Source organism: uncultured Chitinophaga sp. (assembly GCF_902168175.1).
GTDB lineage: Bacteria > Bacteroidota > Bacteroidia > Chitinophagales > Chitinophagaceae > Chitinophaga.
The window spans coordinates 12445-37525 of the sequence record NZ_CABHOU010000033.1 but is presented as its reverse complement, the minus strand read 5'-3'; the positions used below and the strand labels follow the sequence as shown (position 1 = coordinate 37525).

Annotated in this window: 21 protein-coding genes; 7 read left to right on the top strand and 14 right to left on the bottom strand. The window is 47.8% G+C overall.

The annotated features are described in order from the left end of the window. The 6 genes from QZT80_RS07265 to QZT80_RS07240 form a co-directional block, all read right to left on the bottom strand. Positions 1-195: cysteine peptidase family C39 domain-containing protein (locus QZT80_RS07265; protein WP_295119838.1), on the bottom strand; the 195-nt coding region annotated here is incomplete at its 3' end. An 8-nt stretch (positions 196-203) separates the two neighbouring features. Beyond that, complete coding sequence (locus QZT80_RS07260) at positions 204-980, bottom strand: hypothetical protein (RefSeq protein WP_295119835.1); 777 nt, start codon at positions 978-980, stop codon at positions 204-206. A gap of 8 nt (positions 981-988) precedes the next feature. Continuing rightward, positions 989-1633, bottom strand: coding sequence for a hypothetical protein (locus tag QZT80_RS07255; protein ID WP_295119832.1), 645 nt, complete (start codon positions 1631-1633; stop codon positions 989-991). 115 nt (positions 1634-1748) lie between these two features. Further along, complete coding sequence (locus QZT80_RS07250) at positions 1749-2273, bottom strand: hypothetical protein (protein WP_295119829.1); 525 nt, start codon at positions 2271-2273, stop codon at positions 1749-1751. 17 nt (positions 2274-2290) lie between these two features. Further along, positions 2291-3325, bottom strand: a complete 1035-nt coding sequence (locus QZT80_RS07245; RefSeq protein WP_295119826.1) for a lanthionine synthetase LanC family protein — start codon at positions 3323-3325, stop codon at positions 2291-2293. A gap of 6 nt (positions 3326-3331) precedes the next feature. Beyond that, entirely contained in the window at positions 3332-4123 is a 792-nt protein-coding gene (locus QZT80_RS07240; protein WP_295119823.1) for a galactosyltransferase-related protein, read from the bottom strand. 382 nt (positions 4124-4505) lie between these two features. Here QZT80_RS07240 and QZT80_RS07235 point away from each other — a divergent pair, with 382 nt between their 5' ends. Both QZT80_RS07235 and QZT80_RS07230 read left to right on the top strand, forming a co-directional pair. Beyond that, on the top strand, positions 4506-5081 hold the full coding sequence (locus tag QZT80_RS07235) for a hypothetical protein (RefSeq protein ID WP_295119820.1): 576 nt from the start codon (positions 4506-4508) through the stop codon (positions 5079-5081). A 103-nt stretch (positions 5082-5184) separates the two neighbouring features. Next, complete coding sequence (locus tag QZT80_RS07230; protein ID WP_295119818.1) at positions 5185-6354, top strand: acyloxyacyl hydrolase; 1170 nt, start codon at positions 5185-5187, stop codon at positions 6352-6354. 44 nt (positions 6355-6398) lie between these two features. On the opposite strand, the gene QZT80_RS07225 is transcribed toward QZT80_RS07230, so the two are convergent. From QZT80_RS07225 to QZT80_RS07210, 4 genes are all read right to left on the bottom strand, one after another. Next, on the bottom strand, positions 6399-8213 hold the full coding sequence (locus QZT80_RS07225; protein WP_295119815.1) for a cellulase family glycosylhydrolase: 1815 nt from the start codon (positions 8211-8213) through the stop codon (positions 6399-6401). A 92-nt stretch (positions 8214-8305) separates the two neighbouring features. Continuing rightward, a complete protein-coding gene (locus QZT80_RS07220; protein ID WP_295119812.1) occupies positions 8306-9757 on the bottom strand; it encodes a rubredoxin in 1452 nt (483 codons plus the stop codon). Then, the gene (locus QZT80_RS07215) at positions 9754-13269 is read right to left on the bottom strand and encodes a nitrate reductase (protein WP_295119809.1); all 3516 of its coding nucleotides are present in this window, start codon (positions 13267-13269) and stop codon (positions 9754-9756) included. Before QZT80_RS07215 ends, QZT80_RS07220 begins: the two co-directional genes overlap by 4 nt. A gap of 20 nt (positions 13270-13289) precedes the next feature. Beyond that, a complete protein-coding gene (locus tag QZT80_RS07210) occupies positions 13290-14597 on the bottom strand; it encodes a NarK family nitrate/nitrite MFS transporter (RefSeq protein WP_295119806.1) in 1308 nt (435 codons plus the stop codon). 400 nt (positions 14598-14997) lie between these two features. Between QZT80_RS07210 and glp the strand changes: the two genes are divergently transcribed. Genes glp through QZT80_RS07185 form a run of 5 tightly spaced genes read left to right on the top strand, consistent with a single transcriptional unit; the run spans position 14998 to position 18343 of the window. Beyond that, on the top strand, positions 14998-16176 hold the full coding sequence (gene glp / locus QZT80_RS07205) for a gephyrin-like molybdotransferase Glp (RefSeq protein ID WP_295119803.1): 1179 nt from the start codon (positions 14998-15000) through the stop codon (positions 16174-16176). 30 nt (positions 16177-16206) lie between these two features. Then, on the top strand, positions 16207-16437 hold the full coding sequence (locus tag QZT80_RS07200) for a MoaD/ThiS family protein (RefSeq protein WP_295119801.1): 231 nt from the start codon (positions 16207-16209) through the stop codon (positions 16435-16437). Between the two features lie 14 nt (positions 16438-16451). Continuing rightward, positions 16452-16868 (top strand): molybdenum cofactor biosynthesis protein MoaE, encoded by a 417-nt coding sequence (locus QZT80_RS07195; protein ID WP_295119798.1) that lies wholly within the window; start codon positions 16452-16454, stop codon positions 16866-16868. Positions 16869-16871: 3 nt separating this feature from the next. Next, positions 16872-17789, top strand: a complete 918-nt coding sequence (gene moaCB, locus QZT80_RS07190; protein ID WP_295119795.1) for a bifunctional molybdenum cofactor biosynthesis protein MoaC/MoaB — start codon at positions 16872-16874, stop codon at positions 17787-17789. Continuing rightward, on the top strand, positions 17786-18343 hold the full coding sequence (locus QZT80_RS07185) for a molybdenum cofactor guanylyltransferase (protein ID WP_295119792.1): 558 nt from the start codon (positions 17786-17788) through the stop codon (positions 18341-18343). Before moaCB ends, QZT80_RS07185 begins: the two co-directional genes overlap by 4 nt. 21 nt (positions 18344-18364) lie before the next feature. On the opposite strand, the gene QZT80_RS07180 is transcribed toward QZT80_RS07185, so the two are convergent. The 4 genes from QZT80_RS07180 to QZT80_RS07165 form a co-directional block, all read right to left on the bottom strand. Then, positions 18365-20062, bottom strand: coding sequence for a sigma 54-interacting transcriptional regulator (locus QZT80_RS07180; protein ID WP_295119790.1), 1698 nt, complete (start codon positions 20060-20062; stop codon positions 18365-18367). Positions 20063-20074: 12 nt separating this feature from the next. Continuing rightward, entirely contained in the window at positions 20075-21202 is a 1128-nt protein-coding gene (locus QZT80_RS07175) for a sensor histidine kinase (protein ID WP_295119786.1), read from the bottom strand. Positions 21203-21360: 158 nt separating this feature from the next. After that, on the bottom strand, positions 21361-24129 hold the full coding sequence (locus QZT80_RS07170) for a TonB-dependent receptor (protein WP_295119783.1): 2769 nt from the start codon (positions 24127-24129) through the stop codon (positions 21361-21363). 266 nt (positions 24130-24395) lie between these two features. Then, positions 24396-25064, bottom strand: a complete 669-nt coding sequence (locus tag QZT80_RS07165; protein WP_295119781.1) for a GDSL-type esterase/lipase family protein — start codon at positions 25062-25064, stop codon at positions 24396-24398. Between the last annotated feature and the right edge of the window lie 17 nt (positions 25065-25081).

Below are 25081 nucleotides of genomic sequence, written 5' to 3'. Positions count from 1 at the left end.
CAGGCTTCTTAGCCCGATACTTTCCGCCGCACAACCAAGGTCGATGAAAGAGGCCCCGTGCCTGGTAAGCCCGCATTTATCCCGCAGGTATTGCAGCGAATAATATTTACCATAATGTTTGGCAATCGTCTTCAAACAGGCCGGGCCACAGTCCATGGTGTCCAGCTGCCGGTCGCAGGGAAATGGAGTAAACATAAGTTAGTTCAATCTTTAATTGGGCCGTGAAATATTGGAACTACCGGGCGATCGGTGAAGCTTTTGTATTTGGTCATGCACTCGGCGGTATCCATAAGTTTCCTGACAGCATCCTTACTTGCCGCCGTATAGAAGTAGAATATTTCTGTTTCTCCAAGATTATCCTGTTGTATAAATAATATCTTGCAAAATGGGTATTTATAGAGATAGGGAATTTCCATCGTAAAACCATATTCTCCGGCCAGGTCGGCGTTAAAGCGGTTGCGGCTTTCTTCTTTGGTGTAGATGATTACTTTGTCATTGATGGTGTCTGCATTATTTCGGATGCCGAGCTTATACCCAGTATTACGGGTAATTCCTGGATTAAGCAATTGAAGAAGCCTTGAGCGATCAAGAGAAGTGTCCAACGTTTTTACAATAAATCCGATCATGATAGAACTGGCTGTATTCACAAGCCTGTAAGCTAACGGCGTGATTACTTTTAACCTATTTTGGGATGGATTGCTAGTGTAATAGAAGAACTCACGAGGGAGGTCCTGGTGCGTAAACCCCGGTGGATTTTCAAAAGTCAGGTTAATATAGTTGCAGTCAATATCGAAGCCTTTACGTGTTTGTGATACGCATAAATGACTGTAGATTATTAGTAGGAGAACAATAACTGGAAATTTTTTTAGCATAATGTTTGGATTTAAGTAACATATTCCCCGTCTGGAAACCATCTTCAAACGGACATGGTCACGGTTCATGCCATACTGTTGCCAGTAGCGGGAGAATGGAGTAAACATAAGTTAGTTCAATGTTTAATTGGTCCGTTGAATACGGGTGCTTTAGGGCGGTCGGTGAAGCTTTTGTATTTGGTCATGCACTGAGCGGAGGCTATTAATGATTTGACCTTCTCCTTACCGGAAGCTGTATGGAAATAGTAAATCTCTACGTCGCCAAGGCTTTGCTGATGCAGGAAAACAATTCGACAGTACGGATACCGCTGAAGGTATGGTACTTCCATAGTGAAGCCGTATTCTCCGGCAACATCAGCGTTGTATCTGTCGCGACTCTGATCCTTAGAGTAAAAAATCACTTTGTCGTTAATCGTATCTGCTTTGTTCCTAATGTCGAGTAGATATGATGTATTAGCTGTCTGTCCTGGGAATAACATTTGTAGCAAACGGGAGGAGTCCAACGAAACATCTAATGTTTTTATGAGGAACGAAATTATAACGCTACTGTCGCTGGAAATCATCCGGTAGTTTAACGGATTAATGACCTTTAAACGGTTTTGCGATGGATTGGACGTATAATAGAAGAATTCATTATCAAAATCCATATCCGAGAACCCATAGGGTTTGTCGAATGTGAGGTTGAGGTAGCCACGCTTGATAAGAAATATATTTTGAGATTGAGCGATGCATGTTTTGCATATGCAAAACAATACGATCATACTTAAGAATGCAATTTTAAACTTGAGTATCATATTTCTTTCGATGTTATTATTTTTTGAAATGGAGCATATCCCTGTAAGTAAGGATATGCTCCAGCTAAGTTCCTTTCATTTATTAATGTGCGTAGCCGTCACTTACGCTTAACAGTACCGCACCGTTTATTTTGTCTGGTGTGGCACGGCCAGTACTTCCTGCCTGCCTGTAGATATACTCGCCGGTTGACGAGTCAAAGGAAGTAATTACGACCGCATGGGTGAAGTTTTGTCCCGTCTTGAGATCGACCATTATCTGCCGCCCCAAACCCAGTTCGGTCTCGATATCCGTGATTCCGATATTCCTCGCCGAAAACTGCGTCACCATAAACTGGTTTACCAGCGAAGGTGTGGGGCCGGGGATAGCCGGACCAGTACCGGATGTACCGTACACTGAGCTAAACCCGTAAGTGGCCGTAAACGTGGACTGGTAATAATTCATGCTGTAGTTGCAGCCAAAGTAGGCGCTCAGTATTTCCATGGCTTCGAATGCACAGAGACCATCGATAGGGCCGGAGCCTCCGTACATCGACATCTTTTCTTCCTTTGTAAGCAAACTTGCCTCGCTGGCGAGTTCCGCCAAGGTTAGTTTTTCGATTCTTTTCATTAAATAACTTTTAAGGTTTAAGAAACAGGAACATAAGCTTCGTTATGCCGCAACAGCAGATAAAGGCCGTTAAAACCATCCATGATCCCGGATGCAGCGAATGTTGTATCGTTAAGTGGCAGTGAGTACAGGTATTGTTGCGACGCTGTTGTCCAGAAAAGAGCGTCGGCATTCAGCAATTCGTTATCTGAACCATCGGTTAGTTCGATGTATGTTTTAGCGATATCCTGTTCGGTGATCAGTCCTGCTTCGCAGGCAGAAGTTAAGTTGGCAGGGTTCACATCCCACAGCAGTTCACGCATCTTATCTTTTACCATTACTTTGGACTTAAGCCTGGAGAGGGTAAGCGCCAGCGATAGTTTAAACACAACGTGATCTGGTTCAGCAAAACATACCAGCTTGTACAACCATTCGATCAGCTTATCTACCGTACTGTTAAAAAGATCCAGATCGTGGACTGCAGCCAGCATGGTCGCCAGTTGCGGCAGGCCCCAGTAGTCAACGTACTGTAGCTTTTCGAGGCCATTATTGACGGTGCTTTCGCGGTAATAGTCCATCTGCTCAATAAGGGCGATCAGGTTTTGCTTGTTCATCAGCGAGCGCATATGCTCATGGTCGGCCACCGGATTTTGCAGGCGTTTCATAAAATAATAGGCCATGCCGGTAAATCCCTGTTTGATGCTGAGCTTCATACTGGTGCCCATTGTTCGTTGCTGTGTAAGTTTAGTGTCGAAGTCCTCCAGCGACTCACCTGTATCTGCATCAATAAAACCCTGCTGGGCCAGGTGTTCAATGCCCCAGCCTATGCCGCTAATGCCATTACCGAACTGCCAGCCTGGTCCCGGTGTATTTTGTACTGATTGCAAAATCTCGTTCAGCAGGCATTCCGCATTGGCCTTCAGCATTTCATCCTTTAAATGATGTGCGATATGATAAAGGTTGATGCAGAGCCCCATCCGCCCATTGATAATGCCCGGGTCCGATATGGCAGCCCTGTTACTAAAGGCCCATAAGGAGAGTTTCTTTTGGTATTGGGAAAATGATTGTTGCATATTCTTCTATTTAAGATGCCAGCTATTTACTTCAGATTCGAGTGCTGTTTTGCTCATCCTGCAGATTCTCAGGTACTCTTTAATCCCGGCCCTATGATCTTCTACGGTACGGTCGCCGCTGTTTACTCCGCGTGGGTGGGTGAGGTGGAATAATGGTCCTGTGATCCTGAGTACGTGTTGTTCCAGTATCTTCCATCGTTTCACCCTTTCGCCATCTTCCGGTCCCCAGCCGTAAAAGTTTTCGTTTTCCATTCCGGTGTTACGATAGGCGGTCAGGTTAGCAAGAAAGCCACCACCACAGGCTAATACGCCGTATGGTAGCCACATATTCACCATGTCCTGCATTAACAATGCTATATCTCCGGTCTGGATAAACTCGGCGCGTTTCGCTACGCCCGTATCGGCAAACACGCCATTGTACGGATACACGAAATCGGCCTTGCCCGCCCGCAGTAATTCCACCGCGGCTGTTATTTGTTTAGGATCGGCAATAACGTCCGAGTCCCATATGGCGAGCAGGCTGGTGGTAACAGACTGGCTTAGCTGGTTCAGAAGTTTGGTGCGGTGGAAAATCGGATCATGATCTTCTGTGAACATCACTTTTATGCGACTATCCAGCTCGTATTTTAAGAACCTGTTGGGCAAAGGGGCCGCTTCAAGAATGGTAATGTGAGTATTGAAGAACCGGAGCAGGTAACTGGTGCAGGCTACCACGTTTTCCAGCCGTTCTAAAGAATCGATCCTAAGCGGAATAACAAAAGTTACATCCGTCAGGTCCTGTAGAGGTATTGAGTTCATACACGGATTTGTTCGTTATAATATCCCCCAATGACATAGCAATGCCGGGAAGCATGCTTTGCTTCATTCGGGGGCATGTAAAGCAGGAAATAATAACCGGATTGCGATGGGCGAGAACTTAGTCACGTCCTCTTCTGTAGGTTCGCTTACGGAATCGTTACTTAAGGCTAAATGAAAAAAGGGAAACAGGGTTGGCCAACTGATGTCTAAAGTAGGCAGAATAATGAAAATGGATCAATCAATTTGATAATGAATCTGTTAGATGTATTTGGTGCAAAGCCTCACCAAAAATGTTTTTCGATATGGCCCCCGGAGTTACGTTTGGTCGTTATAGTAGTAAAACCACCCCTTACCATATTTTATGGGCAACCTGACTTTGTTTATGGGAATATTATGTGCAGGCCTGTTGGTAAGCAGCTGCAGCAGCCGAAGTGAAGAGGTAAGTCCCCGGCTTGCGCCACATTATCCGGACTCCGTAGTTACCCTGGAGCAATACCTTTACAGCATCGACCTGCTGGGTCAGCACCGGTCGGTGCAGGACGAGGACCATCTTCCGGTAGCACTGGACACTATCGGCATGCTCGATCAATTTATAGCCGAGGCTATGATCGCAGATACGGCACTTTTTGAATTATACCGCCCGCCTTACTTTTTGTATTCTGACAGTGCAGTGGTGAAAGTGGCCGGCACTACCGACTTCATCCAGATTAAAGTTTGGGTAGATTCTGCTTCAAGAAAGATCATGGATATCACGGCAGAACGAAATGGCGTGGCCATGACCGTTTGGGGAATTACCAGCAATGAACTGGACGGCAAGTTTATAGGCTACAAATTTTACCTGCAAACGAGTTGGAAGTACGACCATGTTAAATTCAGGGAAAACGTGGTGGTATTCGGTAACATGATCAACCGCTCCATGAGTTGCTACGCCATGGTCTATTCGGACTACTTTTTTTAGTATTTTTCGGTTTATTAAATCTATCTCAACAATTTCCTTGTCGCACATGTTAATGGATGAATAATTTATATCTTCAACCAAATTCTTCCATAACAACTTTGATATGCGCCTACGCCTGTTCCTGCTGTCTTTTATCCTTCCCTGCTTCGCTTATGCCCAGCAATCGTCCAATGTTGGTACTTATAAGTTTGCCAGCCTGAAACTTCATTCCGGTAAACATTTTTACACAGGGGAAACACTTGGCGATAAGTTGAAGCATGGGTATAGTTCAATAGAAGTGCGTACCGGCTGGCAATCTCAGGGCAAACACGACTGGGAGCGTGAGTTAGGTTTTCCGTCGTACGGTATTGGCTGGTATAGCGGGTATGTGGGTGATGTGGATATTTTCGGTAACCCTAATGCGTTGTTTGGCTTTATTACCTTCCCTTTTTGGGAACGGCCGCGGCATAACCTGCAGGTAGAACCCGCGCTTGGGGTTACTTACAATCTTAAGCCTTATAACCCGAAGCATAACGTAATGAACGATGCGATAGGCGCTAAGTTCGCCGTGTATTTCTCGATGCATGTAGGGGGCAGGTACAAATTAAACCGCGAAATGGATGTCCTTTATGGAGTTGATCTTACGCACTTTAGCAATGGCCGCTCGGTAACACCTAATATGGGTTTAAATATGATGGGCTTCAGCGCGGGTATGCGTTATAACTTTAATGCTGAGCAGCGTAAGGTAGATAACTCGCTGTACCCTGCTACGATCCTGCCGGCAAGGCCCTCCCTGCCCAAACGCAGCAGGCCAAGGGCTATTAAAGAGGATAATATTTCTCTCTATCTCGCGTTGGGAACGGCGCAAAATAAGGATGATGCAGGTACGAATAGTCGTTACCTGACGACTTCACTAGTGGGGGAGTATCAACATAAATTTAATACCAAACATGGGATCAGTATTGGTTTTGATGCGTTTAATGATCCGAGTGCCACTGACACCATGGAGCATAAACAGAATATAGCTGCCCAGGAAACATTTTTCCCTGCTGCGCACGTTGGTTACGATTTCATGTTCTGGAGATTAGCAGTGAAGTTCCAGGTGGGTTATAACCTGACCAGCCTTGGGCGTGAATTAAAGGGGAATATGTTTATCCGCCCTGCAGTACGTTATGAAATCAATAAAAGGTTATTTACACAGATAGGATTAAAGACCTTTAATGGCGCTACTGCCGATTGGATAGAGGCCGGAGTGGGCTACAAGATATTTTATTCGCGGCGCGCCAAGTCGTAAATGCAGGAAATGAACAACGCCGGGACTTACCCGGCGTTTCTGTTTTATCTGAATAAAGACAAAGGTCGTAGCGAAGTATTTTTTATGCTGAAAGGATGCGTAAGTGCTACTTCTTTTCCCCATCCATAAAGACTGTCAAAGGCGTCGGTACGGGTCATGTCCATGGCCGGACAATCAGTGTTGCCGGGGCCCCAGCTCCAGGAGAGCCAGCCAATGCTTTTCTGCTGACTATATTCCATGATGAACTGGTAAGGTATGCAGCAGTTACATTTCACCTCCATGGGAGCGAATTCGCCGATAAGCAGCATGAAATTCTTTTGTATGGAGCGATCGATGGCCGAAGAAATACGCTGGTTGGCAATGCCAGAATCCCAGATGTGCCAGGAGAACACGAGGTTCTTTTTCGGATCGGCCTGTATTAAGGGCTCGGCGCTATTGAAAAGATAGTTTTCATTCCGCCCCCAGTTCGCGGCGTCTATGACCAGCGGTACCTCTATGCCCGCTTTGCGAAGTTGCTTGATGACGGCTGTGTACCGGGTGTTAAACTGCTCCTGCGTTACGCTGGCGTCGCCTGCTTCGTTGGCGATGTTGAGCAGCAGGTAACGTTTATATTTTTTGATGACAGCTACTACATCTTTACGGCTCCAGTAATCAGCACATTCCTGCAGTTTATCCCATTTGCCCGTAGCATCGTGCAGCTCTATTAAGGGTATCATTTTATGTTTGATACAATTGCTGATGATCGTGTCGAGCTGAGGGCCACCGCCGCCTTGTTTCATCCATACAATTCTTACCACGTTGGCACCGGTTTTAGCAATTTCCGGAAATGACTTTTCACCGGTTTTATCACTAAAAACATTCATCTTATTCACGCCTCTTAATACTATTTTTTCGCCACTGGGTGTATATAGATAACGGCCCTTTACATAGAGGTGCTGGCGGTTAACAGCTGCGACCAGCCAGCCGTTGCTTTTCATCCATCCCACACAACGCTGGAACCACTGTTCCTCCCGGCCTTTAATATTAAGCCCAAAGCCATGTCCGCCCTGCTGATAGAGGTGGAGTTCGGCCGGCACTTTATTTTGCAACAGGGCCTGGTAAAAAAGGATACTATTAGCAGGGTCAACACCATCATCGTCGGATGCGTGTACCAGGAATGTTGGAGGAGTAGCGGCCGTCACCTGTTGCTCGCTTGAGAAAAAGGTGAGCGACTTGGAGCCTGCATTACTACCCAGCAGGTTCTTTGCAGATCCCTGGTGAGGCTTGTTGGTAAAGCTGATAACAGGATAGATAAGCATCATGAAGTCGGGCCTGAGACTTATATTTTCCGGATTACTGATAAAGCTGCTGTCGAAATGTGTACCAGCCGTAGACGCCAGGTGACCACCCGCCGAAAATCCGAGGATACCTATGCGTTGTGGATCTACCTTCCATTCCTGGAAGCGTTTTCTTACGAGCCGTATCGCCTGCTGTGCATCCTGCAGTGGCGCGATGGATGGGTTATCCTGCCGTTCTGCATTGGGGATGCGGTACTTTAATACAAACGCCGTAACGCCGATTTTCGTGAATTCCTTCGCCACATCAGCCCCTTCATGCCCGGCAGCTTCTATAAAGTAACCTCCACCGGGACAAATAATCACAGCGGCCCCGTTGGCTTTGCCTCTCGCGGGTTTATAGATACTGAGCGTTGGCTGGGTAATTTTTCCGATACGTAGAATGCCACCGGTAGTTTCCCTTGTTTCTTCGTTCCTGCCAGGCAGGTTGCCGGGTACGGTGTTTTCATATAATGGAATCTCTGTCTGGGCCTGCGCTGACTGCTGTAATAGCAGTACGGAAAGCAACAACATTAAGTGTTTCATCTAACAGTCTTTTGTGCTGAAAATTTGTCCGGATAAACTAATTGGAGGATTATTACGGAAGATAATGAATTATTGGCGATGTTAGTGTATACTTATTTGTTAGTGGCCGATACCGTATTAAATGCTTCAAGCGGGCTTTCGCAAAGGCTGCAGCGATAATGATCAGGCAGGTTTTCAAAGGCTGTACCGGGAACTATGCCCTGTTCCGGTTCTCCCGCCCAGGCATCATATACCGTTAGGCAGTGCCCGCATTGATGCACCATAGGCAATTGTTGCTCGCCGCCCACGATAGGGTTATTCATTACATAATATTGCTGCAACAGGTCCTCGCGGCTGTTTTGTTCATAAAAGGCTTTACATAATGATACCAGGTACACACCAAGGTGTTCTTTCTGCACCTGCTCGCGGTACATCAGCCACTCGCTGGTGTTGGGATTAAAGTCGCGGGCGTGTAGTATGTCGAACCGATCCATCGACCTTAAACGTCCCGATGCGTGGGACCCGTGCAGGCGGATCACTACAGAACCAAATAAGCCGGTGGTACTTTTCTGCCTTACATTGAAACATAACCCGTAAGTACGCACATCTTCCCGGTCGAAGTGGCGGATGATGTGCCGTTTAAGCAGCAGGTCTTCTTCGGTTTCCACCACCCAGTTCAATTCATTGGCGGCATGCCGCACATTTACGCGGTGTTTGCCCAATACATAGTCCCATAGCGGACGGTGTTGCGGTGATATGCGGCGAATAATGAGCGACTTCCAGGTGGTAACGTACAGCTCACCGATATGTGTTTCCAGGCAGATGTTACATAACTCCTTCAGTAAAGGGATGCTAAAAGTTTCGTCGCGGCGGTAAATACCCAGCCAATAATGCTGATCAGCCTCTTTGTTAAACCCTTCGTAATAGGGGAGGTGAAACGTGGGTAAGGAGAGGGGCTGCGACAGCGGCAGGGCGATGTAAGGCACTTGCTCTTTTATCTTCCCCAATAATATATTTACATCCTGTTGCCCGTTCAATAACTGCTGTTCAAGCGCCTGTGAAATAGCCGCTATATTATTACTATACACCAGCTCCGGCCAGTGCAGTATCGTATTGGTACGGGGGAGCCTGATGGCCAGGTGCCAGTAATGTGTATGGGTGGAGGCTATCCAGTTAATATGACTGGTAAAGAATGGCACAAACGTTTGTTGCTGATCGCAGATGTTGATTTTCAACGAAGGCGTGTAACGGAAAGTGTCGAATATGTCTTTGTAGGCTCCTTCTGTAAGCCAGCTGTCGGCCAGCATAATACCGGCGGCGGGGTAAGTACTGGTGAGGTTCGGGTTAGGTTTCGGACCTTTCTGCCAGGTAATGCCATGCGCATCACATCCCTTCTGAAAGGTTTTAAAATGTTTTTCGGGGATAGATAAAAGTAACTGTTGCCGCAGTCCGAACTGCACCTGTTTTACCATAGCAACCTCCGCCACTTCCAGTAAACGTAAAAGGGTGCCGGGCGAAATAATTCCGCCTGTAAAATTGATGGTGATGGCTATATCCTTTTTCATGCAACCGCTATCTTTTCCTGTTTTATCACCATCGTGTTTTGCTGTATTTCTTTTTCCAGTATCGCTTTTACTTCCGGTTTGCAACTGCCACAGCCAAGCCCCGCGCCTGCAGCATTACATAATTGTTGAAGATCAGTAACACCGTTCGCAATATGCTGGCAAATATTGCCTTCGCCAACGTTGCCGCAGGAGCATACCAGTTTGCCGATCACCGGTTCCGCTTTTTTACCAGAGCGTAGCAGGGACAGGCGTTTTTCAGATAACTCCGTTTGCTGTTGTATCAGGTCTTTAAACTCCGTAAATTCTGTTTTATCTCCGATAAGGATGGCACCTACAAGTTTGTCCTGGTATACGATGCACTTTTTGTAATAGTGTTGCGCCCTGTCTGTAAACACCACTTCTTCGTACCCCGCATCTTTCGGCGCTTCTATTATTCCCAGTGAACACAGTTCCAGTCCATGTATTTTCAGGATGTTCATGGATACTGTTCCGCGATAATAAGAAGCAATATCACCGCTAAGGTGTTGGGCAACTACCTCCGCCTGCTGTTCCGCCGCTGCCGTAATACCATAAGAAGCACCTTTGAATTCGGCGATTTCACCTACTGCATAAATAGCTGGGTCGGAGGTTTGCAGGTATTCATTGACGACGATGCCGCGTTTGCAGTCCAGTGCAGAAGACTGCGCCAGTTCTATATTAGGCACCGTACCGATCGACATGACTACAGCCTGGCAGGCCAGCAGCCGGCCACTTTTAAGTCTTACGCCTTCTACAGCTTGTTTACCCTGGTAGCTGGCCACTTCGTCATTAAATATCACCTCTATTCCTCGTTCCTGTAATGCTTCATATAAAAGCTGGCTACCCAGTACGTCCAGTTGCCTGTCCATCAATTTGGACCCGCGTTGCAGGATGCTGGCCTCTACGCCTGCTTCACGTAATGATCCTGCCAGCTCTATGCCCAGCAGGCCGCCACCGATAATCAATACACGGCCTTTTTCCGGGTTGATGTGTGTTTTAAATCGATCGGCGTCTACTCGTGTGCGCATAGTAAAAATGCCGGGCAGGGGAGGTGTATCCTTTAATATGGCAGGCCTGCTGCCGGTGGCCAGTATCAAGATGTCGTAAGTATGCACCTGGCCACGGTCGTCGGTAATTGTTTTGTGTTCGCGGTCGATGTGGGTGATGCTTACGCCTTTCTCAACGTTAATTTCCATCTCTTTTTCCTGGCGCTCTGTCATTTTTACCAGTTGTTCCCATTGCTGGCTGCCGCTAATGTAATCGGGCAGCATTACACGGTTATAAAATGGCAGATTTTCTTTACTGAAGATGGTGATGGTGTCGCGGGTGTTAAGGGCGCGGTAGCTGTGTACGAACCCATGCGCACCTGCTCCTGCACCTATGATCAGTATTTTCTGTGCGGGTTTTTCGTAGCGACAAACACTCACGGCCGCGTATTTGAAATCGGGTTGTTTGGAGCGTTTGTCGATAAGGGGAGAGGTGAGGTTATTCGCCCGCTGCAGGTCGCTGTTCAAAATCTTTCCCCAGTGCATCGGTAAAAACACTACGCCTTTCCTGATGCCGGCAGAGAGTTGCGCTTTAACCCTTACCAGCCCCCTCGTATTCCGCACCTCCACAATATCATTCTGTCGTATGTTCAGTTCAGCCGCATCGTCCGGGTGTATTTCCAGGAACGATTGCGGTATATGTTGTTTCAATTTGCCTACTTTTCCCGTTTTGCTCATCGTATGCCATTGGTCGCGTATACGGCCTGTAGTAAGGATCAGCGGAAATTCAGGTGTTGGCAGTTCCGATTCGTTGTTGTCCGGAAAGCTGTGTATGATAGCCTTTTGGCTGGGGGTGTAAAATTGGTGACGGGTGAATAGCCGCGGTGTACTTTTGCCTGCATATGGCCATTGTACGGAGCGTTTGGCTTTAAGTATATCATAACTTAATGCACTGATGTCGATATTGGTGCCCTTTGTAAGCTGACAATGTTCCGCATAAATTTCGGCGTTGGATAAATAGTCAAATCCATGGTAGCCCATCTTTTGCGCAAAGCGGCAAATGATCTCTGCATCGGGTAAAGCTTCTCCGGGTGCGTCTTTTAATTTGGGCAGATAAGTGATGCGGCGTTCCGCGTTCGTCATCGTACCTTCTTTCTCTATCCAACCGGCGGCGGGTAATACTACATCTGCAAAAGCGAGTGTTTCTGGTTTGTTTGATATTTCCTGTACTACTACAAACTTCGCTTTTTGCAGGGCCGCTTCTGCCCGTTTAACATCTGGTAAACTAACAAGCGGATTGGTACACATGATCCATATTGCTTTCAGTTTACCACTTTCCAGTGCTTCAAACATTTCAGTGGCGGTGAGGCCAGGCTGCTCCGATATTTTTGTTCCTCCCCAAAAAGCCTGTACTTCTTCGCGATGCGCAGCATTGTCGAGGTTGCGGTGTGCTGGCAGCAGGTTGGATAATCCTCCTACTTCGCGGCCGCCCATCGCGTTGGGCTGACCCGTTAATGAAAGTGGACCAGCACCCGGTTTGCCTATTTGTCCTGTAATTAAATGCAGGTTTAACAGGCTCAGGTTTTTATGTACGCCTACCACACTTTGGTTGAGGCCCATGGTCCACATACTCAGGAAACCTTTGGCGCGCCCCATCATGCGGGCGGCCTTTTTTATATCGTTTACTGCTATGCCGCAAATAGCTGCTGCTTCTTCAAGGCTGCGTTGCATGACGGTGTCGCGGTATTCGTCGAAGCCGCTGGTATGGTCCTCGAGGAATTGCGGAGAAATGTATCCTTCTTCAATCATACATCTGCCTAATGCATGATGTAGTACGATGTCGGTGCCGGGTAATAATTGTAAGTGTAAAGTGGCGATAGAGGCTGTTTGTGTAACACGCGGATCGCTTACAATGATTTGCAGTGCAGGATTGGCGGCCTTTGCGGCTTCCACCCTGCGCCACAGGATAGGATGGCACCATGCCGGGTTGGCGCCGGCTACAAATATGCAGCTGGCCAGTTCGATATCGTCATAACAAACGGGTACCGAATCTTCCCCCAATGCCATCTTATATCCTGTAACGGCACTGCTCATACAAAGACGGGAGTTGGTATCAATATTATTGCTTCCGATGAACCCTTTGATGAGTTTATTGACCACGTAATATTCCTCTGTTAAACATTGTCCTGATGCATAAAATGCCACGGAATCGGGACCGTATTTGCTGATCAGCGTTTTAAATACGGCGGCTGTGCGCTCCAGTGCCTGCTCCCAGCTGGCTCTCTGCCTTGGCTGATGACGGTTGTAACGTACTTCCGGGTATAGCAACCGGTCGCTGGTATCCATAACGGTGTAGTGCAGGTTCATGCCTTTGGAGCATAACATGCCTTTGTTCACCGGGTGATCTTTATCCCCTTCTACTTTAATCTGCCCATTCCTGTCTTCATGCACAATTACGCCGCAGCCTACGCCACAGTAACAGCATGTTGTTTTAACTGGTCCAGCCATACCCGATTAGTTTATCCGAATTAGTCCGCCATGGCCAGTACGGGCTTTTCGGCACGTTCTGGCCTGGTGGCCGCCTGTTTGCCGAAGCGGGTGATGAATACGATCACAGATACGCCCATCACTATAAATCCTATATAAGTAAATGCCTGTACATAAGTGATGGAAGATGATTTGAAAAGAAAGCCGAACAGCATGCCGCCCACGTTACCGCCAGCGCCCACAATGCCTGCCACAAGCCCTGCGTTCTTTTCGTTTATAAATGGTACCAGGCCGTAAGTAGCACCGTTAGCCATTTTGAGAAACAGGGCGAAGCCTAACATACTTACAATAGCCATGGTCATACCGCCGGCCTGTGCGAAAAATACGAGGCCTATTCCTTGCAGTAACAGTACAGTTGCCAGTAACCACCCTTTCCCCTTCAACCCAAACTTTAATCCTATTTTATCAGAAAAAATACCGCCAAGCGCGCGGGCAAATATGTTCATGAAACCAAATACGCCCGCCCAAAATCCGGCGTGACTTTGCGATAAGCCAAATGAATCGGTGAAATGAAGGGCTGCGATATTGTCGAAGGTGATTTCCATTCCGAAGCACATGGCATAAGCGAGTGATAATACCCAGATGCGGCTGTCGGAGAGTATCGACCAGTCGGCTTTTTGTTTTACGGTGGAGCGTCCGATTTCGCTGTAGTTGCCGGCAGGTGTGTCTTTCGTGTAGCGGTAATATAGAAATGCAATGCCCCACATCATTAAGCCGGGAACGATCATCGCATATCGCCAGGCTTCTGCTTTGGTATAGCCGAACGACACGATAGCCGCAAAAATGAGTGGCATGGCCATATTGGTTACACCACCACCTAAATTTCCCCAGCCGCCGGTTACCGCATTGGCTGTACCTTTAAGATGAGGCGCAAACATCATGGAAGTATGAAATTGCGTAACTACGAACGACGCACCAATGATGCCAATGGCAAAACGGAATAAAAGGAAGGTTGTGTAATCTTTCGACAAGCCGACCAGCATTACGGGTATCGATCCGACTAATAATAATCTTACGGCAGTGATGCGCGGCCCCCATGTATCACATAAGCGCCCGATCAGCAGTCGCGCCAGGATGGTGGATGATACAGAAGCTATAATAATATTACCTACCTGTCCTTTACTGAGGTGAAGGTCTTCGCGGATGGTAGGCATAAGCGGTGCCAGGCCAAACCAACCAAAAAAACACACAAAGAACATCATCCAGGTAATATGAAAGGTGCGCATTTGAAGGCTACCCAGGCTGAAGATCTGCAGCCTTTGCAGAGGCTGATTATTGGCATTTTGCATACAAACAGGTTTTAAAAAGTGGTCCTAACGCACGTTGTTTGGGTGTATGATAGCATTGCCATCTCCGGCTGATAGTGATCAGGTAAAAGCCGGGTTAGTTTAGATTTTGTACCAGTTTTTCAGGGAACGTGTGTTTGTATAAAGGCAAATGGCCAATTCTAAAATCGATAAATTAGAAAATAATATATGTTATGCTTAGTTGCGTATAGTTGAACTATAATTCGTTATTTTTATGATTGTAGTCATGAAATTATATTAAATACTCTGAATTTTATAGCTACTTCTGTTATTTACATCATATATTTTATTTCGTTACTTGTTTGTTCGTGTTCAGAAGCGTCTTTTTATGCTAACGGTTGCCGTTATAAATATTCATAACAGCGGCTAAAAATTATAAAGTATGATTAGTGTAAGTATTGCATCGCAAATATTAAATGAAAGTACTGGTCCCGGGTTGCCCGCGTTACTTCCGTTAAACGCGGTCTCCGGCCTTGTATTGGCAGAAGATATACTAGCCCCGCGCAACATTCCCGCATTCAGGCAGGCAGCTATGGACGGTTATGCCTTTAATTATGAATCATGGAAATCTAACGGCCAGTTAGAAGTGTCGGGCGAGATACCGGCCGGAGCCGGGAATGTGACTGATTTAAAACGGCAGCAGGCCATGCGTATTTTTACCGGTGCCCCTGTTCCGGATGGTGCAGATACGGTGGTGATGCAGGAAAAGACGACAGTAGAAGCTGCACTGTTACAGATTACGGACGATGTGCTGAAGCAGGGAGGCAATGTTCGCCCTATTGGCTCCGAGGCGATGGCTGGCTCGCTGGCTTTACGTAAAGGGACGAAATTGACGCCTGCGGCTATCGGCTTCCTGGCAACGATGGGTATTGCAGCAGTAAAGGTATATCCTAAGCCGCGTGTCCATATTATAATAACAGGTAACGAGCTGCAGTCGCCTGGCCAGCCACTGGCGGCAGGACAGGTGTATGAGGCTAATTCTGCCTCGCTGATGGCTGCTTTGCATCAGCTGCATATCACTGATGTTAACGTGCAACACGTTGAAGATAACCTGGAAGCGTTACAATTGGCTATCAGTAAGGCATTAGCGAATGCGGATATTGTACTTACCACAGGTGGCGTAAGTGTAGGAGATTACGATTTTGTGGCAGAAGCGCTCTCGTCCTGCGGTGTTACCACGTTATTTCACCGGGTTAAACAGAAACCCGCTAAACCAATGTACGCGGGAAAACTGGGCAATACCCTTATATTTGGATTGCCTGGTAACCCATCTGCTGTACTTACTTGTTTTTACGTGTACGTACAACCGGTATTGCAACGGTTGATGGGGCAGCCGGCGAGTGAGGTGAAAACATTGCCCATCACACATGATTTTGTAAAACCTTCTGGCCTCACGCATTTCCTGAAAGGCATTTGCAGCGATACGCAGGTAACGCTGCTCACGGGACAGGAGTCGTATAAACTCAATACTTTTGCCATTGCGAACTGCCTCGTGAAACTCGCCCCGGAGGGGCAGGTGTACAGGGTTGGCGACGAAGTGGAGATCATCATGATTGGCTAAATAGCTGTGAAAGAATTTATATTACGTGTAATGATTACTATTTTAGTTTTCGGAAGGCTGAGCGATATCACTAAAAGTGATAAACTATTGTGGCCATTTACCGGCGATACAAACAGTTTGCGGCAAACGTTGGAAACTAAGTATCCTGAACTGTCGGCAGTGGCATACAGTTTGGCGGTGAATAAAAAGCTGGCGGTATACAACGAGGTGTTGAACGATGGTGCCGAAGTGGCTTTACTGCCACCCTTTTCCGGTGGTTAACTTAAACTGTTTTTATGAAGAATATTTTTGTGCAGGGGCCCATACCGTCTGCCTTTATCGCGGAAAGTATACAACAACATAGTCACAAACGAAAGATAGGTGCACATAGTATTTTCCTGGGCCAGGTGCGGGAGGATGAAGGCGTGATAGCGATTGAGTACACTGCTTATGAAGCCATGGCGCTGGAGCAAATGCATCAGATACGGGAAGAGATTATTCCTAAATATGGCCTTACCTGTATGCACGTATACCATAGTTTGGGTAGTGTAAATACCGGGGATTTGTGCCTCTTTGTGTTTACCTCGGCCCCGCACCGCAAAGCGGCTATGGCCGCCTGCGAGGAAGTGGTAGAACGTATTAAGGCGGAATTACCAATATGGGGAAAAGAGATATTGTCGGACGATACGATTCAGTGGAAACAAAACACCTAGAGAATGATCAACATCACACATAAAAATACAAGTCTTCGTAAAGCCATTGCCCAGGCCAGATTAAGTGTTTCCAGCGAAGCTACTATTGAAGCCGTGCGTTCGCGTACAGTGCCTAAGGGCGATGTGCTGGAGTTTTCAAGGGCTGCGGGTTTACTGGCAATTAAAAAAACAAGTGATGTAATTCCCGATTGTCACCCGTTGCCTGTAGAATATGCGACTATCAAACATGAAATAGAGGGGCTTGATATTTTGATTTATGTGGAAGTGCATACTATTTATCGCACTGGCGTAGAGGTAGAGGCCATGCACGGCGCGGCCATCACAGCACTTACGATGTATGATATGCTGAAACCGATCGATAAGAACATTACGATCGGTGATATTAAACTGGTGCAAAAGAAGGGGGGCAAATCTGATTTTAAAGAAAGTGTGCCGGAACTAAAATGTGCGGTAGTCGTATGCTCCGACAGCGTTAGCGCTAGAACGAAACACGACCAGGCCGGGCAGGCTATCATCCGCATCCTGGAATCGCATCAGCTTAAGGCGGCTGTTTACGATATTATACCCGACGAAATACAACTGGTGCAGGACAAAGCCCGCTCTCTGCAAGCCGATGGTTACCGCCTGGCTTTGTTTTGCGGTGGTACCGGCCTTTCTCCCCGCGATACCACCCCTGAAGCCCTTTCGCCACTGCTCGACCGCCCCATTCCTGGTATTATGGAAACTGCACGCAACTACGGGCAGGAGCGTACACCATATGCGATGATGTCGCGTGGCGTAGCCGGGTTTATGGGCGATATGCTGGTGGTCACATTACCAGGGTCCACCAAAGGTGCGGAGGAAAGTATGCATGCGTTGTTCCCTCATATACTTCACCTGTTTAAAGTGGCAAAAGGTGCGCAACATTACACCGAACCATGAGAGGGATAGTACTTTGCGGAGGCAGCAGCAGCCGCATGGGTAGCGATAAAGGATTGCTGTTACATAATGGCATCCCCTGGGCGCAGCATGCCGGCGAAAAGCTGATAACACTCGGCATACCTGTGTCCTATGCTATCAACAAAGAGCAGGAGTCATCGTATGCTGCGCAGCGCATTACCCCAACATTTATTGATAACAACACGCTCGACATAGGTGGCCCGCTACGCGGCATCTTCACCGCTCACCTGTTATTTCCCAAAGACGATCTGTTCATACTCGCCTGCGACCTCCGGGATATGCACACCGATATACTCCGTAATTTGCTTACATCTCACCAACAAGACGTAACTGTATACACCGGCGAGATGTTCGACGAACCGCTGTGCGGCATCTACACGCATACTGCCCTGTCTACCCTTTGCAATTTGTACCACCAGGGAAAGCTGCTTAAACACAGCATGCAATATGCTTTACGTTTGCTTGATGTACAGCGGCTGGCTATTCCGGCGGAGTGGGTGCCGGGGTTTAGGAATTATAACAGCCTCTCACAGTAATGGTGAATGTACAATTTTCGTCTACCCCCTTATCACCACCTCCCTAATCATCCCATCCTTCGCCATCACCACACTTCTCTCTATCACATGTTCCAACTCACGGATGTTACCCGGCCAGTTATGTGCCACCAACGCCGCAAGTGCTTTGGAGGATATGTCGGTATTAGCACGGTTTATCTTCTGGCTGTGCATCTTTAAAAAATGATGCACCAGTGCCGGTATGTCTTCTTTGCGATCGCGGAGGGCAGGCAGGTGAATAGGGAAGATGTGAAGGCGATAGTAAAGGTCTAATCTGAAACGGCCCGCTGCAACTTCGTTTTCCAGGTTGCGGTTGGTGGCGGCAATAATGCGCACATCTATCTTTACAGGGGTCTTACCGCCCAGGCGTTCAATTTCTCTTTCCTGTAATACTCTCAGTAACCTCGATTGTAGTTCCAGCGGCATCTCGCCAATCTCATCTAAAAAAATGGAACCTTCGTGGGCCTGCTCAAACTTGCCGGTACGCCGTTCGGTAGCGCCTGTAAATGCGCCTTTCTCATGTCCGAACAACTCTGAGTTGATAAGTGCTTCGGGCAATGCAGCGCAGTTTACCTTTACCAGCGGTTTATCGCGACGGGGCGATAGTTTGTGGATACATTCTGCTATCCGTTCCTTGCCCGTACCACTTTCGCCGGTGATGAGTACGGAAGTATCTACGCTGGCTACCTGTTTCACTTCATCAAACGCCTGCAACAGCAAGTGGTGACTGCCAATAATGTTGTCGAAAATGCTCGTACAGTCTGTTGTCCTGGGTTTACCGGAAATGCTGGCGGCCTTCTGATATTTGCCTGTCAGCAATGCTACTAACGGAGCCGCAATGCCTTGCAGAAAGTTAATGTATTCGGTAAAATATGCATCGGTTTTACGGCTGAAAAAGGCCAGGCAACAGTGGTTGGTTTGCCCGGAGGGTAGCGGTATCTGAATGGTGGACTGTAAGTGGAAGGTGTCGCTGAGTAGTTTGGCGATCCCGTTGCTGTGCGAAAACTGCTTGAACGCGGCATCGTTGTATATAACGGGTTGTGGCGCTGCCAGGTTGTTGCCTAACAGTGCTGTAAACTTCTTTTCGCTTAGCTGGCAACTGGCCGCCAGGTCGCGCTCATTCAATACTTTGTAGTGGTTAAAGCCGGTGCGCAGCGCGGCCAGAACTTTGCCTGTTTCATTATGCACCAGCAGGAAATCAAAGTGCAGGAGGGGCTGCAGTGCATGCGCCACTTCTTCCAGTGTTTCGGGCAGACTGGTATCTTCTTCTTTCTGTTTCTCCATTAGCAATGTAAGCGCAGCGGCCTGCTGACGGCGGGTACTGGCGTTTTGCTGGTGCAGGTACAATGCGATTTCTATGGTGACCAGTACGTCGCGCTCGCGAAATGGCTTTACTAAAAATCCATAAGGCTGTGTCTGTTTGGCGGCCGCTAATATTTCGGGGCTGGAGTTGGCCGACAGGTACATGAAAGCGATATGGTGCGCCCGCAGTTGCCTGGCCAGGTCAATGCCTGTTTCTTTTCCATGCAGAAAAATGTCGAGCAGCACCAGTGATGGTGTTTCCTGCATAATTAACTCCAGTGCTTTATCCACCGACCTCGCGGTGCCACATACCTGGTAGCCGGCCCTTTCTACGATCATCTGCAAGTCGCGGGCTACTATCAGTTCGTCTTCCACGATCAGGATTTTTGCTTGCGTCATTTTATCCATGGTTTATGATGGGAGTTGTTGTGCTACCGGCCCCCTGGTGGTAAAATCGCTGTCCATTTCTATGTTAAATTCTATCTTAATTACCAGGCCGGGATCATTGATCATACTTAAACTGCCATTGAGTTGCCGGGTAAGCATTTTTATCAGGTTGATGCCAATGGAGCTGTCGTGCGCCTGCTCGAGCGCCGGTGGTAAACCAATACCATCGTCGCCAATTAACAGCACCAGTTGGTTTGCTACTTCCCCTGGCTGCAGAGATACGGAGATGCGGCCCTGTTTGCGGCCGGAAAAAGAATGTATCATAGCATTTGTTACGGCTTCATTTAGGATAAGCGCTACCGGTACTGCCTGCGATACTTCGAGTTGTACAGGTGCGCTGCTCAATTCATAACTGATGTTGGCCAGGCATTCCATGTTGTCTTTTAACTGTGATATCAGGTCATTAATATATTCTTTCATATTCACCATGGCCAGTGCATCAGACTGGTACAGGCGCTGGTGTATGAGCGACATGGCGCTGATGCGGTCCTGGCTGCGGCGGATGGCGGTAAGGGCTTCGTTGGTCAGGTGGCCCGATTGCATATTGAGCAGACTTATTACTATTTGCAGGTTATTTTTAACCCGGTGGTGTATTTCACGCAGCAGCCATTCTTTTTCACCGAGTAAAAGTTGCAGGCTTTCGTTCTTTGCTTTAATTTCTTTCTGTTGTATGAGCAGTTGCCGGTTGCTACGGGTTTTTATGTGGTAGCCGTAGTAGCACAGGCCTGCAATTATCAGCACGATAATACCACCCAGGTAGGTGATTTTTTGCACCAGGGCGGCCTTTTCTATCTGCGTTTGTTTAAGCTGCGCGCTGTTAATCAGCAGTTGGATGTCCTGGTCGGTAGGGTACTTGATCTGTAACCCGGCAACGTGGCTGCTACGGACCGGGTACGCCTGCTGTGACGCTGCATCGGACTGGCGATATGCGTTCCCTTGCGCCAGTAATGCCTGTAACTGTGCGGTATGGGAGGGAAGGTCTTGTTCGTCTGCCGGCTTGCTCGTACGGTATTGGGCCTGTAATCGGGTTATACAACATACTAACAGGGAGATACAGAAAAAGGAACGTAAAATGATTATTGGTTGCGACATTTTTTCTCTCTTGGTCCGGAAATTCACTGTGCTGCATGCTCACAAAACGGTGTGTGGCATCAAAGCTATTAATTAATTGGAAAGGCCGGGAAACATACTGTTCCCGGCCTTTCCAATTCGATAGTTTATACAACTGTTACATGTGTTTATGCAATGGTCTAACGTGTCAGCGCGTCAAAGGTGAAGCTGATGTAGTAAACACCGCCAATGGCTGGTAAACCATAACCCTGCGAGGCGTAATAGTTCATCAGGTTGTTAGCGCCTAATTTGATATTGGTCTTCTGTTTAATCAGTTGGTAGTTAATTTGCGCATCCAGTGTGGAGTAGGCGCCTATGCGGCCCGGACGGTTATCGTTAAGGGTACCGGACCAGTCGTAACTTTCCTGCCAGCGCCACGCCAGGTTAAAGCCGGCGTGTTTCCATATATTTTCGCCCCCTGCAGTAACCGCGGTACGGAACTTTGGTGTATTGAAGGCGGGTATGTTGTTCGGGTTGGCATTACGCATGTTGAACTCAGCCCAGGTGCCATGCGCGCCAACTGTAATCTTACTGCCCAGCAGGTACCGCGCTTCCAGCACTGCGCCCTGCGACGATACTTTGTCGTTGCCGTTGGTAAACACCACAAATATGTGACTGTTCCTGTTCAGCAGGTCGGTGGCGGCCGCTGTATTAATATTGCCGCTGGCGTCCTTTACAGGCGAGTTAGGGCGCACCATACGGCTGCTGATAATGAAGTTCGTGTAGTCGTTATGATAGTAGCTGGCATCGATGTAAAGTTTATCGCCGATGGTGCTGCGGTAACCTACTTCAAAGGTGCGTACCTGCTCGGGCGCAATGTATTTCACATTGGCCTGTTGCAGTTTGTTCTTGTTCTGTTCTACGGCTTCTTCCCTGGTAGCGCCTTGTCCAATGGCCCTGTTTACGGCAACACCAAAACTATCTACGCTGGTAAAGGTATAAGAGTTCTCGTACACATTCATTCCCTCGCTGTTTGCAGGTGCCCCTCCCAATATGGTAAAGGTGCCGGTATTGCTTTTATAGAACTGCTCCGCCGGAACAGGACTCCTGAAGCCTGTCTGGAACGATGCCCGCAGGAAATGGTTTTTGCTGAACTCCAGTGCTGCCGCAATACGTGGCGTCATACGTCCTTTAAAGTTTTGGTTCTTATCGTAACGGTCGGATGCCAGTATGTTCAGCTTATTATGGAAGAATTTGCGCGACGCCTGTATAAACACACCCCCTTCGTGAATTACAATATCACCATTTTTATCGTCGAACAGAGAGCCGTTGGTGAACATCTGGTAAGTACGGAAGTTACCACCAGCTATAACTTGCGCAAATTTGAAGATGTTGGAGAAGTCGTACTGACCCTCGGCATGGTAGAATTTACTCTCTGAAAAGATGCGGGCACCTTCCGGGCCATCGAGATGAGATAAGCGGTTTTTCTCACGCTCGAAGTCTGTGCTGCCTGGCAGGTAACGGCCCTGGTCGGCAAAACTGCGGGCAATGGTGTGATCGTTGGCAGTTACACCGTTTACATTACCCTTAAATGCTGCTTCGTACCGTGTGAACCAGGTTTCGTTCGCCTGTGCTATCGTAACGGGGTTGCCGGTAAGGTCGCGCACCCAGGTAAGATTAATGCCCTGCGCCAGTTTACGTGAGTTATACGAATGGCCCGCATCCTCAATAACAGCATACGCCCTCACGAAGTACTGTTTGCCTTTCAGTTCCAGCTTGTGTTGCGTTACCAGGTAATCATTGAGTGAGCTGCGGTTGCTGCCGGTTTGTGATATAGTGGCCTGGCCCAGGTTAAACTGGTAGCTAAGGGTGTTGTTGCTGTTTAGTTTATAATAGATGGCGCCGTTCAGCCGGGTATTATACACCTGGTAATCCATCAGGTCTTTTTCCTCGTAACCGGTGCGCGATACGCGGCCGATGCCTGTGATGGTTTTTGAAATTTCATCACCGTAAATATTGAGTGCATTACGTGCCGGGTTACTGTTCCCACGTTTATCCGCAGGGGTGAGTACGTCGACATCATTATAATTATCTGCAAACCAATCCTGGCCGGTAAAGTAGGCTGCGTTGAGTTTTATAGCAAAGCGTTTGCCCAGCGGACCGGCATAACGCATGGCCAGGTCGTATAATCCCTGGGCACCGGTATTTTTATCACCAACATGATTGATGCCTGATTTAATCTGTACGCTCAGCCCGGGGTATTCATACGGATCTTTCGTCCGCATAGCCAATACGCCATTAAAGGCCACCGGGCCGTACAAAGCTGCAGAGGCACCGGGAATGATCTCTACACTTTCGATATCGAGGTCGGAAGGGCCGAAGGTATTGCCCAGGGCGAAATTTGTACCAGGCGGCTGGTTATCTACACCGTCGATTAACTGTAAAAAGCGGGCATTACCGGGGGAGTTGAACCCGCGGGTATTTATCTGGCGGAGGTTCAGGCCGCTGGCTATCATCTCCACGCCCTTATAGTTCTGCAATCCCTCATAAAAATTAACAGACGCCGTTTGCCTGATGGCCCGGTTGTCCATTTTATCAATACTGATGGGGGATTGTATGAGTTTTTCTTCCCGGCGGGTGGCGGCTACCACTACCTCGTTCATCATTTCATTTTTGTGTTCGAGCAGGATGTTGATAAAGGAGTGATGCTTAACGGACAACTCCAGCTGCCAGTAGCCTATACTGGTAACCGATATTGTAAAGGGAGCCCGGGTGCCTGCGGGTAATACAAAATGGCCGGTACTGTCTGTAAAAGCGGCTGCCGTACTGCCCTTAATCAGTACGGTAGTACCTTGTAGCGGTATCCCGGTAGCTGCATTGGTCACCCGGCCGCGATAAAGCGAATCCTGGCCCATGGCAGTTAGTTGCACGGCAATGAAAATCGTGATCGAAAGTAGAAATGCTTTCATACAGGTAGGGAAATTTGGCTGCTGTGCAGACGGTTAGTTGTGGTACGTTGGTTACTGTCAATAAATCTTCGCAATTAAAAGTAAATAATATTATTTACAGATGAAAGCGGTAATACTGCAGTGATCCGTCGTTGCTTACGGAACATAATGATAGGCAAGGCGTTGGCCCTGCATATTTTTTTTCTCGTAATGCCCGCGGCTACGTCTGTGGCCGTTAAAGTCCTTAATCCTGTACTATGGCCGATTACTACGTGTATAGGTAGATGTTACTTTAAAAGATAAGGCTGCATGATCTTCTGCCAGATGGCGTAACCGGCCGCATTCATATGCAACCTGTCTTCCAGGAAAATGTTTTCCATCGGTTTGCCGTTGGCGTCGAGCATGGCGTCGAATACATTGATGAAGTGCGCTTTCTTTTGCTTTTTGAGGAAGGCTGCTATCTGCCTGTTCACATCTTTCATGGTGTTGAAGTACTGCGTGCGGCTGGGACTTGGTTTCAGGGAAACGAAATCGATAGTGGCATTGGGAAGGTTCTGGCGAATAATGCCGTACAGTGTTTTAAAGCGGGTTACTACTTCGTCGGCCGAGGGCTTCTGGCCGGAGGCTACATCGTTCTCGCCGCAATAAATAATTACTTGTTTAGGTTGATAGGGGAGGATCACATCGTACGCATAACGAATTACATCCAGCAGGGTACTGCCACCGAAACCACGGTTAATAATGGGATATTCGGGGAAATAAGTTTGTACGTCGGTCCATTTGGTAAAGGAAGAACTACCTACAAATAAGATGGCGTTGCTTTGTGGTTTGTTGGACTCATCCTGTTTTTTAAAACGGGTAATATCGTTCCAGAAGGCAGGAGCGGCGGGCGCTTGTTTCTCCTGGGCAAAGGTAAAAGCAGATACAAATAAAAGCAGGAAGGCCATCAGTTTCATAGACGTGCATATTTTTT

Bases quoted from the DNA above. Each gene is read 5' to 3' on its own strand.
- QZT80_RS07170 (WP_295119783.1), bottom strand. From the start codon at position 24,129: ATGAAAGCATTTCTACTTTCGATCACGATTTTCATTGCCGTGCAACTA.
- QZT80_RS07215 (WP_295119809.1), bottom strand. From the start codon at position 13,269: ATGGCTGGACCAGTTAAAACAACATGCTGTTACTGTGGCGTAGGCTGC.
- QZT80_RS07185 (WP_295119792.1), top strand. From the start codon at position 17,786: ATGAGAGGGATAGTACTTTGCGGAGGCAGCAGCAGCCGCATGGGTAGC.
- QZT80_RS07220 (WP_295119812.1), bottom strand. From the start codon at position 9,757: ATGAAAAAGGATATAGCCATCACCATCAATTTTACAGGCGGAATTATT.
- QZT80_RS07260 (WP_295119835.1), bottom strand. From the start codon at position 980: ATGTTTACTCCATTCTCCCGCTACTGGCAACAGTATGGCATGAACCGT.
- QZT80_RS07210 (WP_295119806.1), bottom strand. From the start codon at position 14,597: ATGCAAAATGCCAATAATCAGCCTCTGCAAAGGCTGCAGATCTTCAGC.
- QZT80_RS07240 (WP_295119823.1), bottom strand. From the start codon at position 4,123: ATGAACTCAATACCTCTACAGGACCTGACGGATGTAACTTTTGTTATT.
- QZT80_RS07225 (WP_295119815.1), bottom strand. From the start codon at position 8,213: ATGAAACACTTAATGTTGTTGCTTTCCGTACTGCTATTACAGCAGTCA.
- QZT80_RS07165 (WP_295119781.1), bottom strand. From the start codon at position 25,064: ATGAAACTGATGGCCTTCCTGCTTTTATTTGTATCTGCTTTTACCTTT.
- moaCB (WP_295119795.1), top strand. From the start codon at position 16,872: ATGATCAACATCACACATAAAAATACAAGTCTTCGTAAAGCCATTGCC.
- glp (WP_295119803.1), top strand. From the start codon at position 14,998: ATGATTAGTGTAAGTATTGCATCGCAAATATTAAATGAAAGTACTGGT.
- QZT80_RS07250 (WP_295119829.1), bottom strand. From the start codon at position 2,273: ATGAAAAGAATCGAAAAACTAACCTTGGCGGAACTCGCCAGCGAGGCA.
- QZT80_RS07195 (WP_295119798.1), top strand. From the start codon at position 16,452: ATGAAGAATATTTTTGTGCAGGGGCCCATACCGTCTGCCTTTATCGCG.
- QZT80_RS07255 (WP_295119832.1), bottom strand. From the start codon at position 1,633: ATGATCGTATTGTTTTGCATATGCAAAACATGCATCGCTCAATCTCAA.
- QZT80_RS07175 (WP_295119786.1), bottom strand. From the start codon at position 21,202: ATGTCGCAACCAATAATCATTTTACGTTCCTTTTTCTGTATCTCCCTG.
- QZT80_RS07180 (WP_295119790.1), bottom strand. From the start codon at position 20,062: ATGACGCAAGCAAAAATCCTGATCGTGGAAGACGAACTGATAGTAGCC.
- QZT80_RS07200 (WP_295119801.1), top strand. From the start codon at position 16,207: ATGATTACTATTTTAGTTTTCGGAAGGCTGAGCGATATCACTAAAAGT.
- QZT80_RS07235 (WP_295119820.1), top strand. From the start codon at position 4,506: ATGGGAATATTATGTGCAGGCCTGTTGGTAAGCAGCTGCAGCAGCCGA.
- QZT80_RS07245 (WP_295119826.1), bottom strand. From the start codon at position 3,325: ATGCAACAATCATTTTCCCAATACCAAAAGAAACTCTCCTTATGGGCC.
- QZT80_RS07230 (WP_295119818.1), top strand. From the start codon at position 5,185: ATGCGCCTACGCCTGTTCCTGCTGTCTTTTATCCTTCCCTGCTTCGCT.